22 protein-coding genes are annotated in these 25,165 nt (G+C 70.3%); 13 read left to right on the plus strand and 9 right to left on the minus strand.

All coding sequences use genetic code 11. The features are described 5' to 3' along the window. Positions 1–637, minus strand: a 637-nt coding sequence (locus ABT001_RS08595; RefSeq protein WP_502967442.1) for an enolase-like domain-containing protein, incomplete at its 3' end; no start/stop codon positions are given. Between the two features lie 34 nt (positions 638–671). Further along, positions 672–1,658, minus strand: a complete 987-nt coding sequence (locus ABT001_RS08600) for a 2-hydroxyacid dehydrogenase (RefSeq protein ID WP_351274309.1) — start codon at positions 1,656–1,658, stop codon at positions 672–674. Positions 1,659–2,002: 344 nt separating this feature from the next. Between ABT001_RS08600 and ABT001_RS08605 the strand changes: the two genes are divergently transcribed. Genes ABT001_RS08605 through ABT001_RS08630 form a run of 6 tightly spaced genes read left to right on the plus strand, consistent with a single transcriptional unit; the run spans position 2,003 to position 8,161 of the window. Then, positions 2,003–3,490, plus strand: coding sequence for an ABC transporter substrate-binding protein (locus tag ABT001_RS08605; RefSeq protein ID WP_351274312.1), 1,488 nt, complete (start codon positions 2,003–2,005; stop codon positions 3,488–3,490). Continuing rightward, the gene (locus ABT001_RS08610; RefSeq protein ID WP_351274314.1) at positions 3,490–4,419 is read left to right on the plus strand and encodes an ABC transporter permease; all 930 of its coding nucleotides are present in this window, start codon (positions 3,490–3,492) and stop codon (positions 4,417–4,419) included. Before ABT001_RS08605 ends, ABT001_RS08610 begins: the two co-directional genes overlap by 1 nt. A gap of 14 nt (positions 4,420–4,433) precedes the next feature. Further along, a complete protein-coding gene (locus ABT001_RS08615; RefSeq protein ID WP_351274317.1) occupies positions 4,434–5,393 on the plus strand; it encodes an ABC transporter permease in 960 nt (319 codons plus the stop codon). Beyond that, positions 5,390–6,403, plus strand: coding sequence for an ABC transporter ATP-binding protein (locus ABT001_RS08620; RefSeq protein ID WP_351274320.1), 1,014 nt, complete (start codon positions 5,390–5,392; stop codon positions 6,401–6,403). The genes ABT001_RS08615 and ABT001_RS08620 overlap by 4 nt, the downstream gene beginning before the upstream one ends. Beyond that, a complete protein-coding gene (locus ABT001_RS08625; protein ID WP_351274322.1) occupies positions 6,396–7,448 on the plus strand; it encodes an ABC transporter ATP-binding protein in 1,053 nt (350 codons plus the stop codon). Before ABT001_RS08620 ends, ABT001_RS08625 begins: the two co-directional genes overlap by 8 nt. Further along, a complete protein-coding gene (locus ABT001_RS08630) occupies positions 7,439–8,161 on the plus strand; it encodes a TSUP family transporter (protein ID WP_351274325.1) in 723 nt (240 codons plus the stop codon). The genes ABT001_RS08625 and ABT001_RS08630 overlap by 10 nt, the downstream gene beginning before the upstream one ends. A 29-nt stretch (positions 8,162–8,190) precedes the next feature. Here the strand turns inward: ABT001_RS08630 and ABT001_RS08635 are convergent, their stop codons facing one another. Next, entirely contained in the window at positions 8,191–8,454 is a 264-nt protein-coding gene (locus ABT001_RS08635) for a DUF5133 domain-containing protein (protein WP_351274328.1), read from the minus strand. A 196-nt stretch (positions 8,455–8,650) separates the two neighbouring features. On the opposite strand from ABT001_RS08635, the gene ABT001_RS08640 reads away from it, so the two are divergent. Further along, positions 8,651–9,295 (plus strand): DUF998 domain-containing protein, encoded by a 645-nt coding sequence (locus ABT001_RS08640; RefSeq protein ID WP_351274330.1) that lies wholly within the window; start codon positions 8,651–8,653, stop codon positions 9,293–9,295. A gap of 72 nt (positions 9,296–9,367) precedes the next feature. Here the strand turns inward: ABT001_RS08640 and ABT001_RS08645 are convergent, their stop codons facing one another. From ABT001_RS08645 to kdpF, 6 genes are all read right to left on the minus strand, one after another. Beyond that, on the minus strand, positions 9,368–10,183 hold the full coding sequence (locus ABT001_RS08645; RefSeq protein WP_351274333.1) for an SAM-dependent methyltransferase: 816 nt from the start codon (positions 10,181–10,183) through the stop codon (positions 9,368–9,370). A 170-nt stretch (positions 10,184–10,353) separates the two neighbouring features. Next, positions 10,354–11,334 carry a polysaccharide deacetylase family protein gene (locus ABT001_RS08650; RefSeq protein WP_351274336.1) on the minus strand — a complete coding sequence of 327 codons (981 nt, stop codon included), beginning with the start codon at positions 11,332–11,334 and terminating at the stop codon, positions 10,354–10,356. Positions 11,335–11,859: 525 nt separating this feature from the next. Then, entirely contained in the window at positions 11,860–12,537 is a 678-nt protein-coding gene (locus ABT001_RS08655; protein ID WP_351274339.1) for a potassium-transporting ATPase subunit C, read from the minus strand. 21 nt (positions 12,538–12,558) lie between these two features. After that, positions 12,559–14,655: a potassium-transporting ATPase subunit KdpB gene (gene kdpB, locus ABT001_RS08660; RefSeq protein ID WP_351274341.1), complete on the minus strand. Its 2,097-nt coding sequence runs from the start codon at positions 14,653–14,655 to the stop codon at positions 12,559–12,561. After that, complete coding sequence (gene kdpA / locus ABT001_RS08665) at positions 14,652–16,316, minus strand: potassium-transporting ATPase subunit KdpA (protein ID WP_351274345.1); 1,665 nt, start codon at positions 16,314–16,316, stop codon at positions 14,652–14,654. The genes kdpB and kdpA overlap by 4 nt, the downstream gene beginning before the upstream one ends. Positions 16,317–16,323: 7 nt before the next feature. Then, positions 16,324–16,413 carry a K(+)-transporting ATPase subunit F gene (gene kdpF, locus ABT001_RS08670; protein WP_351274347.1) on the minus strand — a complete coding sequence of 30 codons (90 nt, stop codon included), beginning with the start codon at positions 16,411–16,413 and terminating at the stop codon, positions 16,324–16,326. 449 nt (positions 16,414–16,862) lie between these two features. Here kdpF and ABT001_RS08675 point away from each other — a divergent pair, with 449 nt between their 5' ends. From ABT001_RS08675 to ABT001_RS08700, 6 genes are all read left to right on the plus strand, one after another. Then, a complete protein-coding gene (locus ABT001_RS08675; protein WP_351274350.1) occupies positions 16,863–17,432 on the plus strand; it encodes a TetR/AcrR family transcriptional regulator in 570 nt (189 codons plus the stop codon). A gap of 53 nt (positions 17,433–17,485) precedes the next feature. Further along, the gene (locus ABT001_RS08680) at positions 17,486–18,670 is read left to right on the plus strand and encodes a GDSL-type esterase/lipase family protein (RefSeq protein WP_351274353.1); all 1,185 of its coding nucleotides are present in this window, start codon (positions 17,486–17,488) and stop codon (positions 18,668–18,670) included. 328 nt (positions 18,671–18,998) lie between these two features. Then, the gene (locus ABT001_RS08685; protein WP_502967451.1) at positions 18,999–20,306 is read left to right on the plus strand and encodes an MFS transporter; all 1,308 of its coding nucleotides are present in this window, start codon (positions 18,999–19,001) and stop codon (positions 20,304–20,306) included. Positions 20,307–20,370: 64 nt separating this feature from the next. Further along, entirely contained in the window at positions 20,371–22,539 is a 2,169-nt protein-coding gene (locus tag ABT001_RS08690; protein WP_351274355.1) for a SpoIIE family protein phosphatase, read from the plus strand. A 212-nt stretch (positions 22,540–22,751) separates the two neighbouring features. Next, positions 22,752–24,032, plus strand: coding sequence for an MFS transporter (locus ABT001_RS08695; RefSeq protein ID WP_351274358.1), 1,281 nt, complete (start codon positions 22,752–22,754; stop codon positions 24,030–24,032). A 66-nt stretch (positions 24,033–24,098) separates the two neighbouring features. Next, a complete protein-coding gene (locus ABT001_RS08700; protein ID WP_351274360.1) occupies positions 24,099–25,103 on the plus strand; it encodes an alpha/beta hydrolase in 1,005 nt (334 codons plus the stop codon). Positions 25,104–25,165: the final 62 nt, after the last annotated feature.

Genomic DNA, 25,165 nt, shown 5'->3' on the forward strand with positions numbered 1-25,165 from the left:
GGGGGTTTTCTATAACACATAATTTTCGTTTTTCGGGGACCACGCCCTCCCCCCCTCGCGGGGGGGGGGCCCGCCCCCCCCCCCCCCCCGGGTCGAGGGCCGCGCCCCAGTCGTCGTCGTCCTGCGAGGGGTGTCCGGCCCACTTGTAGAAGAGGTACGCGCTGTAGGGGACCGTGGGGCGCACGGCTCCCCCCAGCAGATCGGAGACGGGCCGGCCGACGAGCTTGCCCTGGATGTCCAGGCACGCGACGTCGAACGGCGACATGACGCGGTCCACGGTGCTGCTGCCGGTGACCATCCCGGACATGCCGTCGCCACCTGTGGTGTCCACCCCCAGCGCGCGTGTGGTGCGGGCGATCAGGTCGTTGAGGCTCCAGACGTCCATGCCGGTCAGTTCGGTGGCGGCGCGGCGCAGCCGTTCCAGATGCACCGTGCCGCCGTAGGTCTCGCCGATGCCGCTGATCCCGCTCTCCGTGGTGATCTCCACGACGGTGCGCAGCGCGTACGGCTCGTGCACGCCGACCGTGTTGAGCAGGGGGTGGTCGCGGAAGGCCACGGGGGTCACGGTGACGTCGGCGATGCGTTCGGAGGTGTGCGTCATGGTGACCGTCCTCATCAGATCGACGTTCTCATCCATGGACATCATTTGTATGTGTGGACGTATGTCGGCGTCAATGGGCTGAGGGGGAGGCTTCCGGTACCGGGGTGAGCAGGACCCCCTCCGTCATGAACCGCCGCAGATTGCGCAGGGCCAGATCGCCCATGGCCGCACGGGTCTCATGGGTCGCGCTGGCGATGTGCGGGAGCAGCACCACCCGGTCCGACTCCAACAGGGCCCGGGGCACGTTCGGTTCGTCGGCGAACACGTCGAGCGCCGCGCCCGCGATCCGCCCCGCCGCCACCGCCGCGACCAGGGCCGGCTCGTCGACGACACTGCCCCGTGCGACATTGACCAGGTATCCCTCGGGGCCGAGAGCGTCCAGCACCGCCGCCGACACCAGCCCCTCGGTGCCGCTCCCTCCCGCGACGGTGACGACGAGCGCGTCGGATGCCTCGGCCAGGGCCTCCGCGGTGGGCAGGTGGCGGTAGCCGACGCCAGGAACAGGTGAGCGCGTGCAGTACGAGACCCGCACGCCGAAGCCGTCGAGCCGTCGCGCGACGGCCCGCCCTATGCGTCCCAGCCCCAGGACGCCCACCCGCTTCCCGCTCATCCGGGAGGCGAGCGGGAAGGGCGCGGTGCCCCAGCCCCCGGCGCGCACGTAGCGGTCGGCGGCCGACATCCGGCGCATGACGTCGATCAGGGCGCCGACGGCGAGGTCCGCCACACAGTCGGTGAGCACGTCGGGGGTGTTGCTGACGTCGATGCCCCGCGCCCTCGCCCGGACCACGTCGGTGGTCTCGTAGCCGACACCGAAGTGCACGATCGCCCCCAGCCGCGGCAGGGCGTCCATCAGGACGTCGTCGACGCCGACCCGGGCGCTCGTCACGGCGGCCACCACGTCCCCGCCGTGGTCGCGCAGGTAGGCGGCGGGGTCCGGCAGGTCCGGCAGGCGGACCGTGCGGAAGTGCTCCGAGAGGGTCTCCTCCAGGGCGGGAAGCAGGGCGGACACCTGGAGGACGGTGTCCGGGGCGCATGCCGGGAAGGGTGGGTTCGGCAACGTGGCACTCCGGTTCTTCGTCGACGGTTTCGGGGGTGTTCGGCGCTCGGCGGCGTCCGCGAGGGACCCGGCGCGTGTATGCCGGATCTTCCGCATGTCTTGACGCTGCCGCCGCACCGGTTTAGCTTCGCGTTCACGGATACGGACTGAGTACGCAACCATAGACGGCTGATGGTGGTCGGCCTCATACCCCAGTGCTCGGAATGCGACACATCAGCGATCCCCGGAGACATGTGACGATGAAGTCCTCCGTTTCATCCACCCGGCGCGCTGCGCCGAAGCGACCCCGCAGGCTGACAGCGACCCTGCTGGCAGGCGCTGTCCTCACGTCCAGCGGGTGCGCCGTGGCCGACAGCGCCGGCGGCGGGACCGGCCGCGCCGACGGCCGCACCCTGAGGGTGGTGCTCACTCAGGAACCGCCGACCCTGGAACCCTGTGAGGCATCACTGACCGGCACCGGCGTCGTCGTCCGGTCCAACATCACCGAGCCCCTGGTCGAACGAGATCCCACCTCCGGCGAACTGAACCCCCTGCTGGCGACCGGCTGGAAACAGACCGCGCCCCGCACCTGGGCCTTCGACATCCGCTCCGGGGTGACCTTCCAGAACGGCGCACCCTTCACCGCCGAGGACGCCGCCTTCTCCATCGAGCGAGCGGTCAACTCCGACCTCGCCTGCAACGTCGAGGGGTACGTCTTCGGTGACGAGGACCTCCAGGTGAAAGCGGCGAACGACGAGCGGCTGACCGTCACCACCGAGAAGCCGGACCCCATCCTGCCGCTGAGGCTGAGCTTCGTGGAGATCGTGCCCCGTACGACCGACACGGACGCCAAGGTGCGCATCCCGATCGGGACCGGACCCTACGCCGTCCGCTCCTGGCAGCCCGGTGCCGCGATCTCCCTCGACCGCTTCGGCGACTACTGGGGTGAGGCCCCGCCCTTCGCACGGGCCCGGTACGTCTGGCGCAGCGATGCCGGTGTCCGTGCCGCCATGATCGACAAGGGTGAGGCGGAGATCGCGGTGGCGCTGGACCCGATGGAGGCGGAGAAGAGCACCACGGTGGCCTACCCCAACAACGAGACGACCGCCCTGCGGCTGGACGGCCGCGAGGCTCCGCTCGACGATCTGCGGGTGCGGCGGGCCATCGACCTGGCCGTGGACCGACAGGGCATCACAGGTGCCCTGCTGGGCGGTCTCGCCGAGCCGGCCGGCCAGCTGGTCCCGCCCGGAGTGGTGGGACACAGCGATGAGATCGAACCGCCGCAGCAGGACGTCGCCGAGGCCCGCGCGCTGGTGGAGGAAGCGGCTGCCGACGGCGTACCCACCGGCCGGCAGATCACCCTGGTCGCCCGCAACGGCATGTTCTCCGGGGTGTCGGAAACGGCGGAGGCACTTCAGTACCAGATGGGGCGGATCGGGCTGAACGTGCAGGTCCGTATGGCCGACACCGCCACCCAACTCCAGTACCAGCTCCGCCCGCTGCCCGAGGACGTCGGACCGATCGCCCTGCTGATCATGCACGGGAACCAGGCCGGTGACGCGGCCTTCACCACCAGCCAGTACCTGCTCAGCGACGGCCCCCAGTCCGCCTTCGGCACGAAAGCCCTCGACAGGCGCATCACCGAAGCGGCCGTGCTCTCCGGCGAGGAGCGGCAGCAGGCCTTCGCAGGTCTGCTCGCGGAGCAGAACGAATCCGTCGTCCAGTACACACACATCGCCCACATGACCGGGCTGCTCGGCCTGTCGCCGTCCGTCCGGTACCGGCCCGACTCCGCCACCGGGGACGAACTGCGGCTCGCCCAGGTCGGCCCGGCCGAGGGGGCGAAGCGCTGATGATCTTCTTCCTGCGCAAGCGCGTGCTCTCCAGCGCCGTACCCCTGGTCTGTGTCGTCCTCGGCGTGTTCCTCCTGGCCCGGATGACAGGCAACCCCGTCGACCTCTACCTCCCCCTGAGCGCCACCCCCGAACAACGCGCGGAGTTCTCCGCCGCGCAGGGTTTCGACCTCTCGATCCCGGCACAGCTGTGGAACTACCTCGCCGATGCCGTGCGTTTCGACTTCGGCACCTCGCTGCGGACCGGCCGGCCGGCGAGCTCGATGGTGCTCGACGCCTTCCCCGTCACCCTGCAACTCGCCGGCGTGACCATGGTGCTCGCGATCACCGGGGCGTTGCTGGTCGGCAGCCTGGCCGCCTACCGTCCCAACTCCCTGATCGACAGGATCGCCAGCCTGCTGTCGATGACGGCCGCCAGCATCCCCGACTTCTGGTTCGCCATCATGGGTGTACTGGTCTTCGGTGTGAGCCTCGGACTGCTGCCGACCTCGGGCACGATGGGCGGCCCCGAGATCTGGGTCCTGCCCATCGCTACCCTGCTGATCCGCCCGTTCGGCGTACTGGTGCAGGTGGTCCGGGGCAGCATGGTCACCGCGCTCTCCGCGCCCTACGTCAAGATCGCCCGGAGCAAGGGCGCCACGCCCGTGCGGGTGGTCTTCGGCCATGCCCTGCGCAACGCCGTCACACCGGTGCTGACCGTGGCGGGCGACCTGGCGGTCGGACTCGTCAACGGCGCGGTGATCGTCGAGACGATCTTCGGCTGGCCCGGCATCGGAAAGCTCATGATCGACTCCATTCTCCAGCGTGACTTCGCGGTCCTCCAGGCGGCCGTCCTCCTGACCGCCGTGACGATCTTCGCCCTCAACATCCTCGTCGACGTCTGCCACGCGCTGACCGACCCCCGAGTGCGTCAGGCGGTGCCGGCGTGAGCGAAGGAAGCACCATGACCCGAGAAGAGTCCTCCACCGAGGACAACCCCGCCCCCGCCCGCACGACGCGGCCGAGCCGGTGGCGGATGCTGGGCCGGGACAGAGCCGCGGCCGTCGGCGCCGCGGTCCTCACCGTGGTCGCCCTCGTGGCCCTCTTCGGCAGGCTGGTCATCGGTGACCACGCACAGCGGCAGGACCTGGACGCCTCCCTGAGGCCGCCGTCCCTGGCCGACGGGGTGTACGGGCTGCTCGGTACGGACGTCCTGGGACGCAGCATGGTCGCCCGGCTGATCGAGGCCTCCGCCACGACGCTCTCCGTGGCCGTCCCGGCCGTCCTGTGCTCCCTGGTGATCGGCTCAACCGTGGGCCTGTGGGCCGGTTACCACGGGGGACGCCGCGAGAGCGTGGCCATGCGGATCGCCGACGTGATCCTCAGCTTTCCCTCGCTGCTGATCGCCGTGGTGGTGCTGTACGTCTTCTCACCCAGCGCGCTGAACCTCGTGCTGATCCTGGCCGTGACCCGTATCCCCGTGTACCTGCGCACCGCGCGGGCCGAGGCGGCAGAGCTGCGGAGCCGGCTGTTCGTCGACGCGGCGCGGACCTTCGGTACCGCCGGACGGATGATCATCTACCGGCACATCCTGCCGATCGCCCTGCCGACCCTGCTGACGGTCGCCACCCTCGACTTCTGCTTCGTGATGCTCACCGAGTCGTCGCTGAGCTTCCTCGGAATCGGTATCCAGCCCCCGGACGTGAGCTGGGGCCTGATGGTCGCCCAGGGGCGGCAGTACCTCCAGACCGCATGGTGGATCACCGTGCTGCCCGGGCTGGCCATCGTGCTCACGACGGTGTCCGCCACGGTGCTCGCCGCCTGGGCCCGCATCGCCACCGACCCCGCCCAGCGCTGGCGCCTGACGCTGCCGAAGAAGCGCAGGGCCCCGTCGGCCGCCGTCCCCCCGGAGATGATCCAGTGACGACCACCACCAGCCCCTCCCCGTCCGGCACCGACACCCCGGCCCTCGCCGTCGAAGGGCTGTGCGTGGACCTGACCACGCCGTCCGGGACCGTACGGGCCGTCGACGGGGTCAGCTTCAGCGTCCGCCGCGGACGCACCCTGGCCCTCCTGGGCGAGTCCGGCTGCGGCAAGTCGATGACCGCCCTGTCCGTGGTCGGACTGCTGGACCCCGCGGCCGCGGTGACCGGCGGAGCCGTCCGGGTGAGGGGCGAAGACACCCTTCGCATGAGCCCGGCCCGACGCCGAAAGCTGGCCGGACCCGTTCTGTCGATCGTCTTCCAGGACGCCCTGACCGCCCTCAACCCGGTGCAGCCGGTCGGCAGACAACTCGGCGAACCCTTCCGGATACACCGTGGGCTCTCCCGGCGCCAGGCCCATGAGAAGGCCGTCGAGCTGATGACCCGGGTGGGCATCCCCGAACCGAGGCAGCGGGCCCGCTCCTACCCCCACCAGTTCTCCGGCGGGATGCGGCAGCGGCTGCTGATCGCGATGGCCGTCGCACTCGCCCCCGACGTGCTCATCGCCGACGAACCCACCACCGCTCTCGACGTGACCGTGCAGGCGCAGATCATGCGGCTGCTGCGGGATCTCCAGGACGAGGGGGACATGGCCCTCGTGCTGATCACCCACGACCTGGCGGTGGTCGCCCGACGTGCTGACGACGTGGTCGTGATGTACGCGGGCACGGTCGTGGAGAACGGACCGGTGCACGACGTCTTCTCCGCGCCCCGCCACCCCTACACCCGGGGACTGCTCGAATCGGTTCCGGAGGACAGCGTGCGCGGGCGCCCGCTGCCCGCCGTGCCCGGCAGCCCGCCCGAGCTGAGCGCGGTGCCGTCCGGCTGTGTCTTCCAGGCCCGTTGCCCGCTGGTGCGGGACCGCTGTGTCCAGGAACGGCCGTCCCTGCGTGCAGCGGGCGACGGCCGTTCGGCCGCCTGCCACTTCTCCGAGGAGCTCGCCCGTGTCTGAGTCCCGTGCCACCACCGCCGCGTCCGGGGCCGGCGCGGACGGTCCGCAGGAGAACCCTCCGCTGCTGGAGGTCCGAGGGGTCACCAAGACCTTCGGCAGCGGCCGGCGCCGGCTGACCGCCCTGGACGGGGTGGACATGCGGGTCGGCCGCGGGGAGACCCTCGGGCTCGTCGGGGAGTCGGGCTGCGGCAAATCGACCCTGGCCCGGGTGCTGCTCGGGCTGGAGCGTCCGGACGCGGGCACCGTGCGCTTCGACGGAACCGACCCCTTCGCCCTGCACGGCAAGGAACTGCTGGCCTGGCGCCGCCGTGTGCAGATGGTCTTCCAGGACCCCTTCGCCTCGCTCAACGCCCGCATGTCGGCCGCCGACCTGATCGGCGAGCCCTGGGCCACCCACCGGGACGTCGTGCCGGGCGCCAAGGCCCGCGAGAAACGGATCCGTGAACTGCTGAACCTGGTCGGACTCAGGGAGAGCGACGCCCACCGCTACCCCGCCGAGTTCTCCGGCGGGCAGCGCCAGCGCATCGGCATCGCGCGCGCCCTGGCCCTGGACCCCGACCTCATCGTGTGCGACGAACCGGTCTCCGCGCTCGACCTCTCGGTGCAGGCACAGGTCCTCAACGTGCTCTCGGAGCTGCGCACCCGCCTGGGCGTGACCTACGTGTTCATCTCCCACGACCTGTCCGTGGTGCGCTACATCTCCGACCGGGTGACCGTGATGTACCTGGGGAAGGTCATCGAACAGGGAGACACGGAGAGCGTCTTCGAACGGCCCCAGCACCCCTACACCGCCGCGCTGATGTCGGCGGCTCCCGTCCTGAAGCCCGCCCGCGACTCCCGCCGCCAGGAGATCCACCTCCAGGGGGAGATCCCCTCACCCTTCGACATCCCCTCCGGGTGCCGCTTCCGTACCCGCTGCTGGCGTGCCGAGGACCGGTGCGCGACCCACACCCCTCCGGTCGTCACCAGGGAGACGGAGGGTGTGGCCGAACCGCACACAGCCCTGTGCCACGTGCCCCTGGAGGCAGAGTCCGCGTGGGTGTGACCGGCCTGGAATTCGCCCTGCTCTGTGTGACGGTGGGGGCGGGCGCCCTGCTCCAGGTCTCCATCGGCTTCGGCCTCGGGATGATCGCCGCACCGGTCTTCTCCCTGGTGGATCCGGCGCTGGCCCCGGTCGCGGTCCTGATGCTCGCCGGCGGGGTGACGGCCACGGTACTGGCGAGCGAACGCGGCCGGGCGGACCTGCGCGGCTGCGGATGGGCACTGGCCGGACGGGTGCCGGGAGTGCTGGCGGGCACCCTGCTCGTGGTCACCCTCCCTCCCCGGTACCTCGCCCTGCTCATCGCCGGCGTGGTCCTCGCGGGTGCCGCGGTGAGCACGGCCGGCTACGTTCCCCGGCAGCGGCGGTACGCGGTGGTCCTGGCAGGTGCGGCCTCCGGCCTGATGGGCACGGCGACATCCATCGGCGGCCCGCCCATGGCGATGGTGTGGCAGCGGCTGCGCGGACCGGAACTGCGCGCCACGATGAGCGCGTTCTTCCTCGTGGGCTCCCTCATGAGCCTCGCCGCGCTGACGGCAGCCGGTACGGTCGACGCCCATGCCCTGTGGGGCGCCGTGCTGCTCTCACCCGCCGCCGCGGCCGGGGTTCTGCTCGCCCGGCCGCTGACCCGGCGGCTGAACGTGCGGCGCACCCGCACGGCAGCCACGGCACTGGCGATCGCGGGTGCCTCGCTGCTGGTGGTGCAGCAGTTCGTCTGACCGGTACGGACGCGCGTACCGACGGCCTCTCAGGCGGTCAGGAGACCGTCGTCCGGCTGCGTACCGGCGGGCCTGCGGAGCGCGGGGGAGACCGTGGCCCGCAGGCCGAGCATGGTGTCGGCGACGTGGAGGGCCTGTGGAACGGCCCGGGTTCCGGTCATCACGCACAGCGTGTAGGCCGCGTCCTCCAAGGCCCGGACGGTCGCGTCCGTGGAACGGCGCGCGTCCTCGATCCGCGCGTCGGCGTAGCGGGCGAGGGCCACTCTCAGGTCCTGGGGACCGGGTGTCAGCACAGCGGGTCTTCCTCCGGTTCGATCCATGTCCGAACGGCGCGCCGGGAATCGGGGCCGTCGCCGGGCCGCCGGGGCGGTGTCGTTCACACGCCGTCAGGTGACCTGGTGTCCGGCGCCTACCCGCTCCTGGGCGGAGTACGCACTCGACCTGCGTGTACAACGGCGCCTGCCGGTTCGGGCGTTCTACGGTTCACCGATGTGCTCTGTCCCTCGGTGGGTCCTGTTCTCCTCGTTGTCCGCCCCGATCCTCCTCGTCGGTGGCTGGGCCGTCTCCGGAGAGCTTCAGGGCCCTGGCTACGATCCCGGGTCGGCGACGATCAGTGTCCTCGCCGCCGACGGCGCCGACGGGTACTGGGTGATGACATCGGCGCTGCTCGCCCTCGGCGCCTGTCATGTGATCACCGCTTGCGGACTGCGACCCGCCGCGCGGGCCGGGCGGGTGGTGCTGGCCGGCGGCGGACTCTCGGCGATGCTGCTCGCCGTGTTCCCGGCGCCGAGCAGCGGTGGCTCGTTCGCCCACGGAGTGGTGGTGGCCGTGGCGTTCTCGCTGCTCGCGATCTGGCCGGTCCTGGCCGTGCGACGTGGCGAGCCCGCTCGGCGCACCGGGGCCGGGCGCCGGGCGGACGACGGCCCGCGTGCCGCGGAACCGCCGTGGGGTCTGCGGACCCGGCCGTCCACCACGGCGGCGGCGCTGATGTGGCTCGGCGGTGCCTGGTTCCTGCTCGCGCTGTTCGTACTCGACAGCGCGGGAGCGGCCGAGCGTGCCCTCACCTTCGCCCAGTCGTTCTGGCCCCTCGTCGTGGTCCTCTCCTGCGTCCGGAGCGGTGACCGACCGGAGTGACGGCAGGGTCCTGCTGGCCCGTCCCGGGCCGTCGCCCTCGATCAGGGCGGCGGTCCCGGACGCGGGGACCGGCTACGGCTTGCGGCCCACCGCCACGTAGCCCGCGCTGACGATGTCGTCCTGGCCGGGAATCGGCTCACCGAGTCCGGGATGCCAGGCTTCCGCCGCCACGATGCCGGGCTCGACGACGTCGAGGCCGTCGAAGAAGCGGGCGAACTGGTCGTGTGTGCGGGGCGCCAGGGTCAGCGTGTTGGCCTTGTACATCTCGTTGACCTTGCCGGCCTCCGCCGGGTGGAAATCGGCGGTGAGGTGCGAGATCACCACGTGGCTGCCCGGCGCGAGCACCTCGGTCAGCCGCTCCACCAGCTCGTAGGCACCGTCCTCGTCGCTCACGAAGTGCAGCAACGAGATCAATGAGAGCGCCACCGGCTGACCGAAGTCCAGGGTCTTGCCGGCGTGTTCGAGAATGGCGTCCACTTCGCGGGCGTCCGCCTGCACATAGTCGATGGCACCCTCCGGAGAACCCTTCAGCAGGGCTTCGGCATGGGCCAGGACGATGGGGTCGTTGTCGCAGTAGACCACCCGCGCGGACGGCGCAGCCTGCTGGGCCACCTGGTGCAGATTCGGTTCGGTGGGTATCCCCGTCCCGATGTCGAGGAACTGCCGGATGCCCTGGCCGGTCAGCCATCGCGTGGCGCGGTGCATGAAGGCCCGGTTCACCTTCGCCATGACGGGGACCGAGGGCTCCACGGCGAGCATCTGCCGGCCCAGGGCCTCGTCCACCGGGTAGTTGTCCTTCCCACCGAGGAACCAGTCGTACATCCGGGCGGGGTGGGGTCTGCTGGTGTCGATGCGCGGGGTGGTGGCATCGTTCTCCGGTCGGGACATGACGAACTCCTGGGTGTGCGCGGCAGCGGATGATCGGCTTGCGAACAGAATAGGGAACGTACGTGCCCACCGAGGCCCGTGTCGGCTCATGAAGGAGCCTGTGAACGAAGGTTGTCGAAGCCGGAGGGCCGGCGGCAGGGCCGCCGCCCCTCCGGTGATGTGTCCGGGTGTCAGCCCGTTCCGCAGGTGACGGTGGGCCAGGTCCAGTTGCCGTTGGCCTGGATGGTGGTGCCCCAGGTGTTGCCGTTGCCGTTGGGTGTGGCGGTGAGTGTCTGTGCGCTGGGGTAGGTGGCCGCGGTGTTCCAGGTGGAGAGGACTCTCGCGGGGGAGGGGATGTTCATGGTGACGGTCCAGTCGGCGGCGCCGGTGACCGAGACGTTGAGGTTGTAGCGGTCGCTCCACTTCTCGCCCGCGGTGACGGTGGCCGTGCAACCACCCCCACCTGCGCCGCCACCGTCGGGGGCCACCGCGCGGCCGGTCTGCGGGGAGATCATGCCGGCGCAGAGTCCTCGGCTCGCCAGACCCTGCGCGATGCGCGGCACGGCGGCGAGTGTGTTGGCCGACCAGTCGTGCATGAGGATGATCTGGCCGTCGGTGAGCCGGGCGTTCGCCTGAACGATCGCGTCGGTGCCTGCGCCGTTCCAGTCCTGTGAGTCGACGTCCCACGTGATCTGGGTGAGACCGTACCGGGCGGCGGCCGCCCGCACCGTGGCGTTGGTCTCGCCGTACGGAGGCCGGAACAGTTTGGGTGTGCCTCCGCCGCCGGCCGCGATGGCCTGCTGGGTCCGGGAGAGCTCCGACTCGACCTGCGCCTGGCTCTGCTGGGTCAGGTGCGGGTGGGTGTAGCTGTGGTTGCCGATCCACATACCCGCGTCCACCTGCGCCCGGACCAGTGCGGGGTTGGACGCGGCGTGCTGGCCCTGGTTGAACATGGTGGCCCGCAGCCCGTTCTGTCTCAGGGCGTCGAGCAGGCCGGGGGTGCTGCTCGACGGGCCGTCGTCGAAAGTGAGCCCGACGTACCCGTTGCACACGGCTGAGGTGGCGGCATGGGAGGGCGTGGTGTCGACCGCGGTGGTGACGGTCGCTGCCATCGAGGCGACGGCCAGTGCCGTGACCACGGGCCGTAGGAACTGACGTGGCGTGATACGCATGCGGGTGAGCCCTTCTCGTCCAGGCGGACATGGGGAAAAGGCCGGGTGCGGGACGGCGGCGAGCCCGGGCAGGCCGCGTGGTGCGTGTGCGTGTTTCCTCCTCGTCCTCGTGGTACCGGGTGGGGTCCGGGCAGAGCGGGACGCCGTGTGGGGGTGCGAGTGGACAGGCGTTGACCCCGACCGCGCGTCGATGTCGCTTGTCCCGGCCGGTGATTGAGGTCTGCCGACGGCGAACAGTGTTGATCTGGCCTCGATGGGTGTCAATGGTTGCGGCAGGAATTACGAAACCATCGCTTCTGGATCCTGCGACACCGTGAGGTATTACGCCAGGTCAACAGGTGTTGCATGTCGGCGTTAACGCTTCATGTGTGATGGGCATGGAAGGTCTGATCGAATCAGGAGCGTCATCCAGTTCGAAAGTTTCGATAACTTCCGGGATCCTCGTGTGCAGGGGGCTGGCCATGGAAGCGGGCGGTGGCGGTTCCCTCCGGAACCGCTACCGCCCGCGACCGACGTCGCGCCGTGTCAGCGCTTGCTCGCCTCCCTGAGCGCGATGTTGAGCTCCAGTACGTTCACCCGGGGTTCGCCCATGAATCCGAGGACGCGGCCCTCGGTGTGCTCGGCCACGAGCTTCGCGACCCGGTGGACGGGGAGGCCGTTGCGCTCGGCGACCCGGTGGACCTGGAGCTCCGCGTACGCGGGGGAGATGTGCGGGTCGAGACCCGAGCCGGATGACGTGACCGCCTCGGCGGGTACGTCCTCGGGTCGCACCGTGTGGGACGGGGTGGAGTTGTCCGCGATGACCGCGGCCTTCGCCTCGGTGACCCACGTGATCAGTTCGGCGTTGTCCGCGGAACGGTTGGTGGCACCGGAGAGGATCAGCGAGTACCGCAGATTGACGCTGTTGCCGCCCAGACCGTTCGAGGGGCGCGGCTGGAACCACTTCAGGTCCGGCTTCGCCGCCTCCTGCGGATCGTCCGGGTTCTGCTTCGGCAGGTCGTACGTCTGCCCGATCAGGGACGACCCGACCGTGCGTCCGCTTCCGTCGCCGATCTCGGAACCGTTGGCCTTTCCGCTGAAGAGCGCCTGGGCGGCGCCCGTGACGGCGAGAGGGTAGAGGACGCCGCAGATGACGCTCAGGACGAGCAGGGCGCGCAGCCCCGCCCCGAGCAGCCGAGCGGTGTTACTGAGGGAGGTGTTCATGGCTGATCAGCCGTTTCTGGTTCAGGAGAGCCCGGGAACGAGGGAGAGGAACAGGTCGATGATCTTGATGCCGACGAACGGGGCGATCAGGCCGCCGAGTCCGTAGATCCCGAGGTTGCGCCGGAGCATCCTGTCGGCGCCGGCCGGCCGGTACCGGACACCCCTGAGTGCGAGCGGTACGAGGGCGACGATGATCAGTGCGTTGAAGATGACGGCGGACAGGATCGCGGATTCCGGCGACGCGAGACCCATCACGTTGAGCTTGTCCAGGCCGGGGTAGACCACCGCGAACATGGCCGGGATGATCGCGAAGTACTTCGCCACGTCGTTGGCGATCGAGAACGTGGTCAGTGCGCCCCGGGTGATGAGGAGTTGCTTGCCGATAGCGACGATCTCGATGAGTTTGGTGGGGTCGGAGTCCAGGTCCACCATGTTCCCGGCCTCCTTGGCCGCCGAGGTGCCGGTGTTCATCGCCACACCGACATCGGCCTGCGCGAGCGCGGGGGCGTCGTTGGTGCCGTCTCCGGTCATCGCGACGAGCTTGCCGCCCGCCTGCTCCCGCTTGATGAGGGCCATCTTGTCCTCGGGGGTGGCCTCGGCGAGGTAGTCGTCGACCCCGGCCTCCTCGGCGATCGCCTTGGCGGTCAGCGGATTGTCACCCGTGATCATGACGGTCTTGATGCCCATCCGGCGCAGTTCGTCGAACCGCTCCCGCATTCCGTCCTTGACGACGTCCTTCAGGTGGATGACACCCAGGACCCGGGCCCCCTTCGCGTCCTCGACGGCGACCAGCAGCGGCGTACCGCCGGCCTCCGAGATCCGGTCGGCGAGCAGGCCGGCGTCATCGGCGACACGGCCGCCCCGCTCCCGCACCCAGGCGATGACCGAACCGGCGGCTCCCTTGCGGGTCCTCACGCCGTTCAGGTCCACTCCCGACATCCGGGTCTGAGCCGTGAAGGCGACCCACGTGGCCTGGGTGAGCTCGTCCCGGCCGCGTTCGCGCAGACCGTACTTCTCCTTCGCGAGCACCGCGATCGAGCGCCCCTCCGGGGTCTCGTCCGCCAACGACGACAGTTGTGCGGCATCGGCCAGTTCGGCCTCGGTGACACCCTCGGACGGTACGAACTCCGCGGCCTGCCGGTTTCCGAGCGTGATGGTGCCGGTCTTGTCGAGGAGGAGTGTCGAGACGTCACCCGCAGCCTCCACCGCACGCCCCGACATGGCCAGGACGTTGCGCTGGACGAGACGGTCCATCCCCGCGATGCCGATCGCGGAGAGGAGAGCGCCGATGGTCGTCGGAATCAGGCAGACCAGCAGGGCGGTGAGCACGATCATCGACTGGCCGGCGCCGGCGTACACGGCGAACGGCTGGAGGGTCACGACGGCGAGCAGGAAGACGATGGTCAGCGACGCGAGCAGGATGTTGAGCGCGATCTCGTTGGGGGTCTTCTGCCGGGCGGCTCCCTCGACCAGGGCGATCATCCGGTCGATGAAGGTCTCGCCGGGCTTGGTGGCGATCCTGACGACGATCCGGTCGGAGAGCACCTTGGTGCCACCGGTGACCGCGCTGCGGTCGCCGCCGGACTCCCTGATCACCGGGGCGGATTCACCGGTGATGGCGGACTCGTCGACGGACGCGACCCCCTCGACGACGTCGCCGTCGCCCGGGATGATGTCTCCGGCCTCGCAGACGACCAGGTCGCCGACGCGCAGGAGTGCTCCCGGCACCTCCACCTCGTCGTGGCCGTTCAGCCGACGGGCGACCGTGTCGCTCTTGGCCCTGCGCAGGGTGTCGGCCTGGGCCTTCCCTCGTCCCTCCGCGACCGCTTCGGCGAGGTTGGCGAAGACCGTGGTCAGCCACAGCCAGGCCGTGATGGCCCAGCCGAACCAGTCACCCGGATCCTGGAGTGCCAGCACGGTGGTGAACACCGAGCTGACGAACACCACGAACATGACCGGGGACTTGACCATGACCCGCGGGTCGAGTTTTCTCACCGCGTCCGGGAAGGACGTGAGCAGCTGCTTCGGGTCGAAGAGCCCACCGCCGACACGGCCTGACGCGGCGGTCGTGTCGCCGGGCGGTTCGTGCGGGGCACGGGTGGGGGTGACGGTACTCATGAGGCGAGTCCTTCGGCGAGCGGACCCAGCGCCAGGGCCGGGAAGTAGGTCAGACCGGTGATGATGAGGATCGTGCCGACGAGCAGGCCCGCGTAGAGGGGCTTGTCGGTCCGCAGGGTGCCCGTGGTGGCCGGGACGGGGCGTTGCTCGGCGAGTGAGCCGGCCAGTGCCAGGACGAACACGATCGGCAGGAACCGGCCGAGCAGCATCGCGATGCCGATGGTGGTGTTGAACCACTGCGTGTCGGCGTTCAGCCCGGCGAACGCGGAGCCGTTGTTGTTGGCGCCGGAGGTGTAGGCGTAGAGGATCTCGGAGAACCCGTGGGCACCGCTGTTCGTCATCGAGTCCGCCGGAGTGGGCAGCGCCATCGCCATCGCGGTGAAGCCGAGGACCAGTGTCGGCGTGATCAGGAGGTAGCACGCGGCGAGCTTGATCTGACGGGTGCCGATCTTCTTGCCGAGGTATTCGGGGGTACGACCGACCATGAGGCCCGCGATGAACACCGCGATGACGGCCATGACCAGCATGCCGTAGAGGCCCGATCCCACACCCCCGGGGGCGATCTCACCCAGCTGCATGCCCAGCATGGTGATGCCACCGCCCAGCCCCGTGTACGAGGAGTGGAAGGAGTTGACCGCGCCGGTCGACGTGAGCGTGGTCGCCACCGCGAAGATCGATGACCCGGCTATGCCGAAGCGGGTCTCCTTGCCCTCCATCGCCCCGCCGGCGATCTCGGGAGCAGGACCGTGGTGGGCGAACTCGGTCCACATCATCAGGGCCGTGAAGCCGATCCAGACCGTGGCCATCGTGGCGAGGATCGCGTAGCCCTGCCGCAGGTTGCCGACCATGCGGCCGAAGGTGCGGGTCAGCGCGAACGGGATCAGAAGGATCAGGAAGATCTCGAACAGGTTGGAGAAGGGGTTCGGGTTCTCGAAGGGGTGGGCGGAGTTGGCGTTGAAGTAGCCGCCGCCGTTCGTCCCCAGCTCCTTGATGACCTCCTGCGAGGCGACCGCACCGCCGTTCCACTGCTGGGTGCCGCCCGTGAACTGTCCGACCGTGTGGATGCCGGAGAAGTTCTGGATGACACCGCACGCCACCAGCACGAGCGCGCCGATCACCGCCATCGGCAGCAGGATGCGCAGGGTGCCGCGTACCAGGTCCGCCCAGAAGTTGCCGAGCTCGCCGGTGCGGGCACGCGAGAAGCCGCGTACGAGGGCCACGGCCACGGCCATGCCGACGGCGGCCGAGACGAAGTTCTGCACCGCGAGGCCGCCGGTCTGCACGACGTGCCCCATGGCCTGTTCGCCGTAGTACGACTGCCAGTTGGTGTTCGCCACGAAGGACGCGGCGGTGTTGAAGGCCTGGTCCGGGTCGATCGACACGAAGCCGAGAGAACCGGGCAGGACCCCCTGCAGGCGCTGGAGCGCATAAAGGAAGAGAACGCTCACCGCGGAAAAGGCGAGTACGCCGCGGAGATAGGCGGGCCAGTGCATCGAGGCCGACGGATTGGCTCCGATGGCACGGTAAATCCACTTCTCCGGCCGGTAATGCTTTTCCGAGGAGTAGACCCGGGCCATGTAGTCACCGAGCGGACGGTATGCCAGGGCCAGCGCGGAAATCAGCGCGAGGAACTGGAGCACACCAGCTGTTACGGGGCTCATATCGGGCTCAGAACCTCTCCGGGTACACGAGCGCGAGCACGAGGTAGACCAGCAGGGAGACGGCCACGACCAGGCCGGCGATGGTTTCGGCGGTCACAGCTTCGTCACCCCCCTTGCGATGAGAGCCACCAGCGCGAAAACCGCGATCGTGATGACGACGAAGGCCAGATCGGCCATCGTGAGCTCCTGTAGGAAGTGAACGAGTGGAATCAGCCGGTGCGGCCGATCAAAAGCAAACCCCAGGAACAGTCGCGTGGTGAGCGCCTTTGACGGGCTCCATACGAGCCCCGCTGATTCCTTGACGCGGTCCGTACGCGGAGACGCCGGATTTCCGGGTGGCCGCGGGCCTCATGGAGATCGAGCCGGTCACGGTCACGGTATCGGGGGCGGGCGGGTTTGCCGGGCTCCGGGCCGTGCCCCGCGGGGCACGCCGGGGACTCCGGACGCGCTCAGGCTCCCGGGCTGTCGCCCTCTTAGGGGTACCAGCCATTTGCCTAAGCCTCCTAGGAAACCGCATAATCGAACCCGACGATCAGGAGGGTGGCCATGGCAAGAGCAGGACTGTCAGCAGAACGCCTCACGCGGGCCGGGGCCGATCTGGCCGACGAGGTCGGCTTCGACAAGGTGACCGTCGCGGCACTCGCCCGGCAGTTCGGCGTCAAGGACGCGAGTCTCTACTCGCATCTGAAGAACTCCCAGGACCTCAGGACGAGGATCGCCCTGCTGGCCCTGTCCGAACTCGCCGACCGCGTCGCCGCGGCTCTGGCCGGGCGAGCCGGAAAGGACGCGCTCGAGGCGTTCGCGAACGCCTACCGCGACTACGCGCGGGAACATCCGGGCCGTTACGCCGCGGCACAGCTCAGGCTCGACCCGGAAGCGGCCGCTGCCAGCGCCGGCGTCAGGCACGCCCAGATGACACGGGCGATCCTGCGCGGCTACGACCTGACGGAGCCGGACCAGACGCACGCGGTCCGGCTGCTGGGCAGCGTATTCCACGGCTACATCAGCCTGGAGTCCGGCGGAAGCTTCAGTCACAGCGCCCCCGGCACGCAGGAGACCTGGTCACGGGTCCTGGACGCACTCGACGCACTGCTGCGGAACTGGCCCGCATCCTGATCCCGCCCGGCATCTCCTATCGACCGGTCACACACCCCCGGAAGGCGGCACGAATGAGCACCCGGCCCCAGCTGATGGACACCCCCCTCACCGAAGACCTCCTGCGTGGCGCCCTGGAGCTGGAGCGCACCGGGCGAGGCCTGCTGCCGCACCGGCTGCCCGCCCGCGCCCGCGCACAGAACACCGACGACCGGCTCGCCATGGCAGAGGTCCAGCCCTCCGGCGTACGGATCGTCATGCGCACGCGGGCTACCGTCGTGGAACTGGACACCCTGCCCACCAAGCGGGTGTACGTGGGTGCCCCGCCCAGGCCGGAAGGGATCTACGACCTGCTCGTCGACGGCCGCCCGGCGGGCCGGGCCGGCGCGGCCGGTGGCAACACCCTGACCATCGACCTGGCCACCGGATCGGCGGACGTCCGGCCGGGGCAGGTGAGTACCCTCCGCTTCGGTGGTCTGTCCGCCGCGTCGAAGGTTGTGGAGATCTGGCTGCCGCACAACGAGACCACCGAACTGATCGCTCTGCGCACCGATGCCCCCGTGGAGCCGGTGCCGGACCGGGGCCGCGCGGTGTGGCTGCACCACGGAAGTTCGATCAGCCACGGGTCCGACGCCGCGAGCCCCACCACCACCTGGCCCGCGCTGGCGGCGGCCCTCGGTGGCGTGGAGCTGGTCAACCTCGGGTTCGCCGGCAGCGCTCTGCTCGACCCGTTCACCGCCCGCACCCTCCGCGACACCCCCGCCGACCGGATCAGCGTCAAGCTCGGAATCAACCTGGTCAACACCGATCTGATGCGGATGCGCGCCTTCACACCGGCCGTCCACGGCTTCCTCGACACGATCCGTGAAGGCCACCCCACCACTCCGCTGATGGTCGTCTCGCCCATCCTGTGCCCCATCCACGAGGACACGCCCGGACCCAGCGCACCCGACCTCGGCGCACTGGGCGAGGGCAAGCTGATGTTCCGTGCCGGAGGGGACCCCGCGGAAACAGCTGCCGGAAAGCTCACCCTGACCACCATCAGGGCCGAACTCGCCCGTGTCGTGGCGCAGAGGGCGGCCGAGGACCCGAACCTGCACTACCTCGACGGCCGCGGACTGTACGGCGAGGAGGATGCCGCCGAACTGCCGCTCCCCGACTCCTTGCACCCCGACGCCGCCACACACCGGCGCATGGGCGAACGCTTCGCGGAGCTGGCCTTCCGTGCGGGCGGCCCGCTCGCGGTCGAGGCCGTCTGACACACACGAGCGGGCACGGACCTCCGGCGCCCTTCCACGCCGGCTCCGGGACGGATACCCTCCTGTGCGGCGAGTGACCGACGAGGAGTTGAGGGCATGCCCGGTCGTCCGAGCGCGCGTTGACGTCGTAGGCCGTGAGCGGCCCGTCATCGCGTGCTGCCCCTGACATGCGGCACAGCGAGCCCTCCCCGACCCCCTGGACTGCCGGCGTCCGTTACCGCGCGCCGGGTGGCGGGCCTGTATCCCCGCGCTCCCGAGGGGCACCGTGCCGTCCACTTCCTCCGCTTCGTCTTCTTCCTCCGCGTCCGGTTCCGATGGCCCGGTCCCACTGAGGCGTCTGTCGTCCGACCGTGACTTCCGCAGGCTCTGGGTGGGCCAGACGGCCTCCCAGCTCGGTGAACACACGGGACTCGTGGTCCTGCCGCTGTTCGCTGTGCTGACCCTCGACGCGAGCGCCGGGCAGGCCGGCGCCCTCCGCGCGGCGGGGCAGGTGCCCGTGCTCCTGCTCGCGCTCCTCGCCGGGGCGTGGGTGGACAGCCGACGGACCCTCACGGTGATGGTACTGACCGACATCGGTCGGGCCCTGGTACTGGCGGCCGCTGCCGTGGCCGGGTTCCTGGGCACGCTCGGACTGCCGGCCCTGTTCGTCGTCGTCTTCCTCGCCGGTGCCCTGTCCGTCTTCTTCGACGTGGCGTACCAGGCCGCACTCGTGCGTCTGGTGGACCGCGATCAGCTGCTGCGCGGCAACAGCGCGCTCGAGGGCAGCCGGTCGGCCGCCCAGTTCGGCGGCCCCGCCCTGGGCGGCGCGCTGGTCTCGTTCCTTTCGGCGTCGGCCGGTGCGGCGACGAGCGCCGCGTTCTTCGCCCTGTCCTTCCTGTCGATCAGGCGGATCCGCCGCCGCGAGCCGGTCCCCGGGAGCCAGGAACGCCCCCCTCGCGTCCTGCGGCGGATCAAGGAGGGCCTCGGTTTCGTGGCGGGAGACGCCGCGCTGCGGGCCGTGAGCCTGGCCTCGGCGGCCTTCCAGCTCTTCCTCGCCGCCACGATGACCGTGTATCTGCTCTTCCTGCCCCGGGAACTGCATCTGTCCGGCGCCGCCATCGGGCTGGCGCTCGCCGCGACGGGGCCGGGTGCGCTCCTGGGCTCGTTCCTCGCCGCGCGGCTCCCGGGCCGTCTGGGATACGGCCCGGTGCTCGTGTGTGCGGCAGGGGCCGGCGACGCCGTGATGCTGTGCGTGCCCGCGCTGCACGGATCACCGACCGTGACGGTCCCTGCCCTCATGGCGGTCAATTTCGTGTTCGGGGCCTTCGGTCAATTGGTCAACGTCATGCTCATGGCCGTCCGGCAGGCCGTCACACCGCACGGGATGCAGGGCCGGGCGGCAGCGACGATCAACTTCGCCGGGCTGGGACTCGCCCCGTGCGGATCCCTGCTCGGCGGCTGGCTCGCGCAGGGGTGGGGGCTGCGTACCGGACTCCTGGTGGCGGGCGCGGGCATGCTGGTGTCCCCGGTGGTGCTGGCGCTCTCTCCGCTCGCCCGCATGGGGCGGGCCCTGCCCGTACCGGATACCGGAGCTGAGCCAAACGGCTGCGACGGGGCGGGGGCGGTTGAGAGAGGGGGCACACCCGGGCATTCTTGAACAAAGGTCGCGTATGTGTGTTCGTGGGCGGCCTGCCGAGGCGGTGAGGACGAGTGATGGGCCCATGAGCATGGACGAGCCGGGCCGTGCGGATCCGCCTGCGGGCAGCGGCGAGTCCTCGCCGTCGGGTGCGGGTGACGGACGGCCCGCCCCCGCGGCACTGCCCGATGAACTGCGCCGCCAGATCCTGGAACAGCTACCGGTGCCGGTGGCCTACTTCGGCAGGGACCAGCTGCTCGCCATGGTCAACAGGGCGGCGGCCGATTCGGTCAGCAAGCCCGAGGGGGCGATCCTGGGGCTGCGGCCCGGAGAGATCGAGCCCGGACTGTTCCTGGAGGGCGGGGAAGGCCTTGCCGAAGCCATCGGACGGGTGCTGCGGACGGGGGACGGTGAGCCTTACGAGACGCACCTCATGATGTCGGGCAGCGAGCACATCTGGCAGGCGGCGATGACGCCGGTGCGGGATGCCTCCGGCGCGGTGCAGGGAGTGGCCGTCGTGACGCTCGACACGACGGACCAGTTCTGGGCGCGCCAGCGCCTGAACATGCTGAACAAGGCCAGCCTGCGCATCGGCAGCACTCTCGACGTGGGCCGCACCGCCGAGGAGCTGGCGGAGCTCGGCATCGAGGGCTTCGCCGACTTCGTGACCGTCGACCTGCTCGCCGAGGTGATGGCGGGTGACGAGGCGCGCTCCGTGCTGCACCGGGACAGGATCTCGTTCCACCGGGCGGCCCAGCGCTCGGTGCTCGAAGGCTGCCCCGAATCGGTCGTCCCGCTCGGAGAGATCCATGAATACGACCGGGACTCCGTGGTGGGCCGCGCTCTGATCGCCGGAGAGCCGTCGCGCCACACGGTCGACGAAGAGGCTCTGCAGCGGTGGACGGCGGAGAAGCCGGAGCGAGGGCGGTACATGCGGGAGAACAAGGTCCATTCGGTGCTCGTCATCCCGCTGCAGGCACGAGGCATCACCCTCGGTATCGTGATCTTCTCCCGCCACCGGGCCACCAAGGGATTCGGCAGGGCGGATCTGCAGCTCGCCGCCGAGCTGGTCTCGCGAGCCGCGGTCTGCGTGGACAACGCCCGGCGTTACACCCGTGAACGGGCCACGGCACTCGCACTCCAGCGCAGCCTGCTGCCCCGTCGGGCCGCCCGCCAGCAGGCGGTCGAGGTCACCGCGCGCTACCTCCCGAACACCAACGGCGCCGGCATCGGAGGGGACTGGTTCGACGTCATCCCGCTGTCCGGCGCCCGGGTCGCCCTGGTCGTCGGAGACGTCGTCGGCCACGGCCTGCACGCCTCGGCCACCATGGGCAGGCTCCGCACCGCCGTACGGACCCTCGCCGATGTCGACCTCGCCCCCGAAGAGCTGCTCACACAGCTCGACGATCTGGTGCTGACCCTGGACCGTGAGGAGCCGGCGGACAGCGGCGTGGGCACGACGGTCGCCGGTGCCACCTGCCTCTACGCCGTGTACGACCCGGCGGCCGGATGCTGCACGATGGCCAGGGCCGGCCACCCCCCGCCGATGCTGGTCCTCCCCGACGGCACCGTCGAACAACTGGCACTGCCCGCCGGGCCGCCTCTCGGCGTGGGAGGCCTGACCTTCCAAGCGGCTGAGTTCGAGCTGCCCGAGGGCAGCCGGCTGGCCCTGTACACGGACGGTCTGATCGAGGCGCCCGGCAGGGACGTCGACGCCGCACTGGCCGAGCTGCGTGAGCTGCTCGGCCGGCCCACCGACTCCCTCGAAGAGACCTGCGACACCGTCATGGACGCGCTCGTTCCCGAGCAGCCGGACGACGACGTCGCCCTGCTGCTGGCCCGAACCCGGCGACTGGACGCGGAACACTACGCCTCGTGGGACCTGGCAGCGGACCCGGCCGTGGTGGCGACCGCCCGAAAACGCGCCTCCGCGCAGCTGCTGGAGTGGGGGCTGGGCGAGGCCGTGTTCACCACCGAGCTGGTCGTCAGCGAGCTGGTCACCAACGCCATCCGTTACGGCGGTGATCCGATCAGGCTCCGCCTCATCCTGGACACCGCACTCATCTGCGAGGTCTTCGACGGCAGCAGCACCGCCCCCCACCTCCGCCGTGCCCGGATCTACGACGAAGGCGGAAGGGGCCTTCTGCTCGTCGCGAGCCTCACCGAGCGCTGGGGCACCCGCTACACCGGCACGGGCAAGACCATCTGGGCCGAACAGCCGCTGCCGGAAGCGGACGAGTCGAACCTGGTGTGAGCTCGTTCCCGCCTGACAGCCGCGAGGCTGTCGCGGCAGCCGCAGGGCACGCAGCCTGACCGCGCGTCGATCCCGGCCGCGGTCGACGGTTCCGTACAACGCGCCGTGGCCGTGGCGCTGTTCAGGCACCGGCGTCAACCGATGAAGTGATCATGGGGCCGTGGGCGGTCCGGGTCACTACGCTGAGCGCCTTCAGGCCCTGGGAGGTTCGGTTGGTGCGGCGGAGCGCGCTCGGGCAGGACTTCCGGCGGTTGTGGGGCGCCTACGCGGTCAGTGCGGCAGGCAGTGCCGTCGGCATGGGGGCGTTGCCGCTGATCGCCCTCCTGGTGCTGGATTCCTCCGCGTTCCAGGTCTCTCTGCTGGCCGCGTTGTCCGCTGTGGCCAGCGGGGTGATCGCCCTTCCGCTCGGTGTGCGCATCGAGCACCGGTACAAGCGGCCGGTCATGATCGCCGCTGATCTGGCCCGCTGCGCGGTGCTGGCGAGCATTCCGGTCGCCATGGCTCTCGACAGGCTCACCTTCACCCAGCTGTGTGCGGTCGGTATTCTCCAGACAGCGGCGTCAGTCGCGTTCGACGCGGCGAGTGGGGCGCACCTGAAGGCACTTGTCCTGCCCGAGCACCGTCTTCGTGCCAACAGCCTTTTCGAGACGACCAACTGGATCAGCGTCAGTGCCGGCCCGCCGGTCGGCGGGCTCCTGATCGCGGCAATGGGCGCGGCCGCCACGATGGTCGTCGACGCGCTGTCCTTCCTCGGATCGGCCCTGGGTATCCGTCGCATCCGGCAGCCTGAACCCGTCCCGCCTGCGCGCGCCGCCACCTCTCACCCGGGCCGCGACATCGCTGCCGGCTGGCAGTACCTCCTGCGGCACCCAGGACTGCGGCCGTTGTTCTTCAACGCGCTGCTCTGCGGCGGCTCCGTCATGATGGCCTCACCGCTGATGGCCGTCCTCATGCTGGACGACCTCGGTCTGGCACCGTGGCAGTACGGACTCGCCCTGGGACTGCCGTGCCTGGGCGGCGTGCTGGGATCACGACTGACCCCGCTGCTCACCCGGCGATTCGGACAGCGTCGCATTCTGCTGCTGTCCGGTGTCGCGCGCACGCTCTGGACGGTCCTGCTGCCTCTGATGCCCTCCGACGCCCTCGGCGTGTTCGTCGTCGTGGCCGCCGACTTCGGCCTGCTCTTCTCGGCCGGGATCTTCAACCCGTCGTTCACGACGTACCGCATGGCTGCCACACCGGACACTCTCATGTCCAGGGTCGGCACCTCCTGGTCCGTCGGCTCGAAGGCATGCCAGGCCGCCTTCATGATCGCCGGTGGCCTCGTCGCCGCCGCAGCGGGGGTACGTGGCGCCCTGCTCATCGCCGGCCTGTTGTGCATGGCGAGCGCGCTGCTCCTGCCATGGCGAAAGGTGCGCCTTCCGGCCGGGCACCTGCCGGCGTCCGCGACGGAAGCGGTTCCGTCCCTGGCCACGGACAGTCCCTCCGCGTAGCGGTTCCCGTCAGGGGTGGGGCAGCGGGAGGTCAAGGCGGAAGGGGCACCGGCCGAAGACTCAGGTATGTCACACGCACACACACGAAGGACCGTCCTGGCGAGCGGTGCCCTGCTGGGCGCGGGTGCCCTGCTCGGCGCCGCCGGCCCCGCCCGTGCCACCGGGCAGGCCATCACCGAACGACGACTCGACGAACGACTGGTCGAACTCACCCTTGACTCACCGGCCCTGGGCGCGCGGAGCACCGTGGCCCTGCTGACACCGCGGGGCTGGGACCGGCGCCGTCCCGGTGACCGCTGGCCCACGCTCTACCTGCTGGCCGGCGGGGACGGCGATCACACGACCTGGACGAACTTGTTCAAGGTGCAGGAACTCGCCGAGCTGCGTGATGTCCTGGTGGTCATGCCGGCCATGCCGCTGTTCGGCTTCTGGACCGACTGGTGGAACCACGGAGAGGCGGGCGCACCCCGAGTCCGTACGTATTTCCTCCGTGAAGTCGTGCCCCTGGTGGAGCGGGACTACGGCGCGGGGCCGAACAGGGCCGCCGCGGGGGAGTCACAGGGAGGGTTCGGTGCCCTCGGGCTCGCGGCGCGGGTCACGGGGCTGTTCGGTGCCGTCGCCGCTTTCGGGGCGCCCGTGCATCCGGTCCGGCATCCGGAGATGTGGCTCTCCGGGGCGAAGTTCGTCGGAGTGGACGGCTACGCGATCTTCGGCGACCCGTGGAAGCAGTGGAGGACGTGGATCGACTGGGACCCGTATCACCATGCAGCGGGACTGCGCCGCACCCCCGTCTATCTGGCCTCAGGCGACGGGAAGCCCGGCCCGCTCGACGGTGACGAACCCGACCCCCACATCCCCGGCACCGAGAAGTGGGTGGCGCTCGCCGACGACGGTGTCACGTCCGTCACCGAAGCCGTCTGCGGCGAGGAGACGCGCATGCTCGACGCCCGCCTCACCTCCCTGGGCGCACCCGTGACCACCCATCTCTACCCGGGCGGTCACAGCGGAACCTACGGATACAGGGAACTGCGCCTCGCCCTGCCGATGCTGACGGCGGCCCTGCGCCGGTGACCGTCCGGGGCCGGCGGCTCCCCGCTGCTGCCTCGCGGCACAGGGAACCGCCGCCCGGACGG

Origin of the sequence: Streptomyces sp. NPDC002793 (genome assembly GCF_040295485.1) — a bacterium.
GTDB lineage: Bacteria > Actinomycetota > Actinomycetes > Streptomycetales > Streptomycetaceae > Streptomyces.

Bases quoted from the DNA above. Each gene is read 5' to 3' on its own strand.
- ABT001_RS08690 (WP_351274355.1), top strand. From the start codon at position 20,371: ATGAGCATGGACGAGCCGGGCCGTGCGGATCCGCCTGCGGGCAGCGGC.
- ABT001_RS08675 (WP_351274350.1), top strand. From the start codon at position 16,863: ATGGCAAGAGCAGGACTGTCAGCAGAACGCCTCACGCGGGCCGGGGCC.
- ABT001_RS08615 (WP_351274317.1), top strand. From the start codon at position 4,434: ATGACCCGAGAAGAGTCCTCCACCGAGGACAACCCCGCCCCCGCCCGC.
- ABT001_RS08655 (WP_351274339.1), bottom strand. From the start codon at position 12,537: ATGAACACCTCCCTCAGTAACACCGCTCGGCTGCTCGGGGCGGGGCTG.
- kdpA (WP_351274345.1), bottom strand. From the start codon at position 16,316: ATGAGCCCCGTAACAGCTGGTGTGCTCCAGTTCCTCGCGCTGATTTCC.
- ABT001_RS08640 (WP_351274330.1), top strand. From the start codon at position 8,651: ATGTGCTCTGTCCCTCGGTGGGTCCTGTTCTCCTCGTTGTCCGCCCCG.
- kdpB (WP_351274341.1), bottom strand. From the start codon at position 14,655: ATGAGTACCGTCACCCCCACCCGTGCCCCGCACGAACCGCCCGGCGAC.
- ABT001_RS08645 (WP_351274333.1), bottom strand. From the start codon at position 10,183: ATGTCCCGACCGGAGAACGATGCCACCACCCCGCGCATCGACACCAGC.
- ABT001_RS08700 (WP_351274360.1), top strand. From the start codon at position 24,099: ATGTCACACGCACACACACGAAGGACCGTCCTGGCGAGCGGTGCCCTG.
- ABT001_RS08610 (WP_351274314.1), top strand. From the start codon at position 3,490: ATGATCTTCTTCCTGCGCAAGCGCGTGCTCTCCAGCGCCGTACCCCTG.
- ABT001_RS08680 (WP_351274353.1), top strand. From the start codon at position 17,486: ATGAGCACCCGGCCCCAGCTGATGGACACCCCCCTCACCGAAGACCTC.
- ABT001_RS08650 (WP_351274336.1), bottom strand. From the start codon at position 11,334: ATGCGTATCACGCCACGTCAGTTCCTACGGCCCGTGGTCACGGCACTG.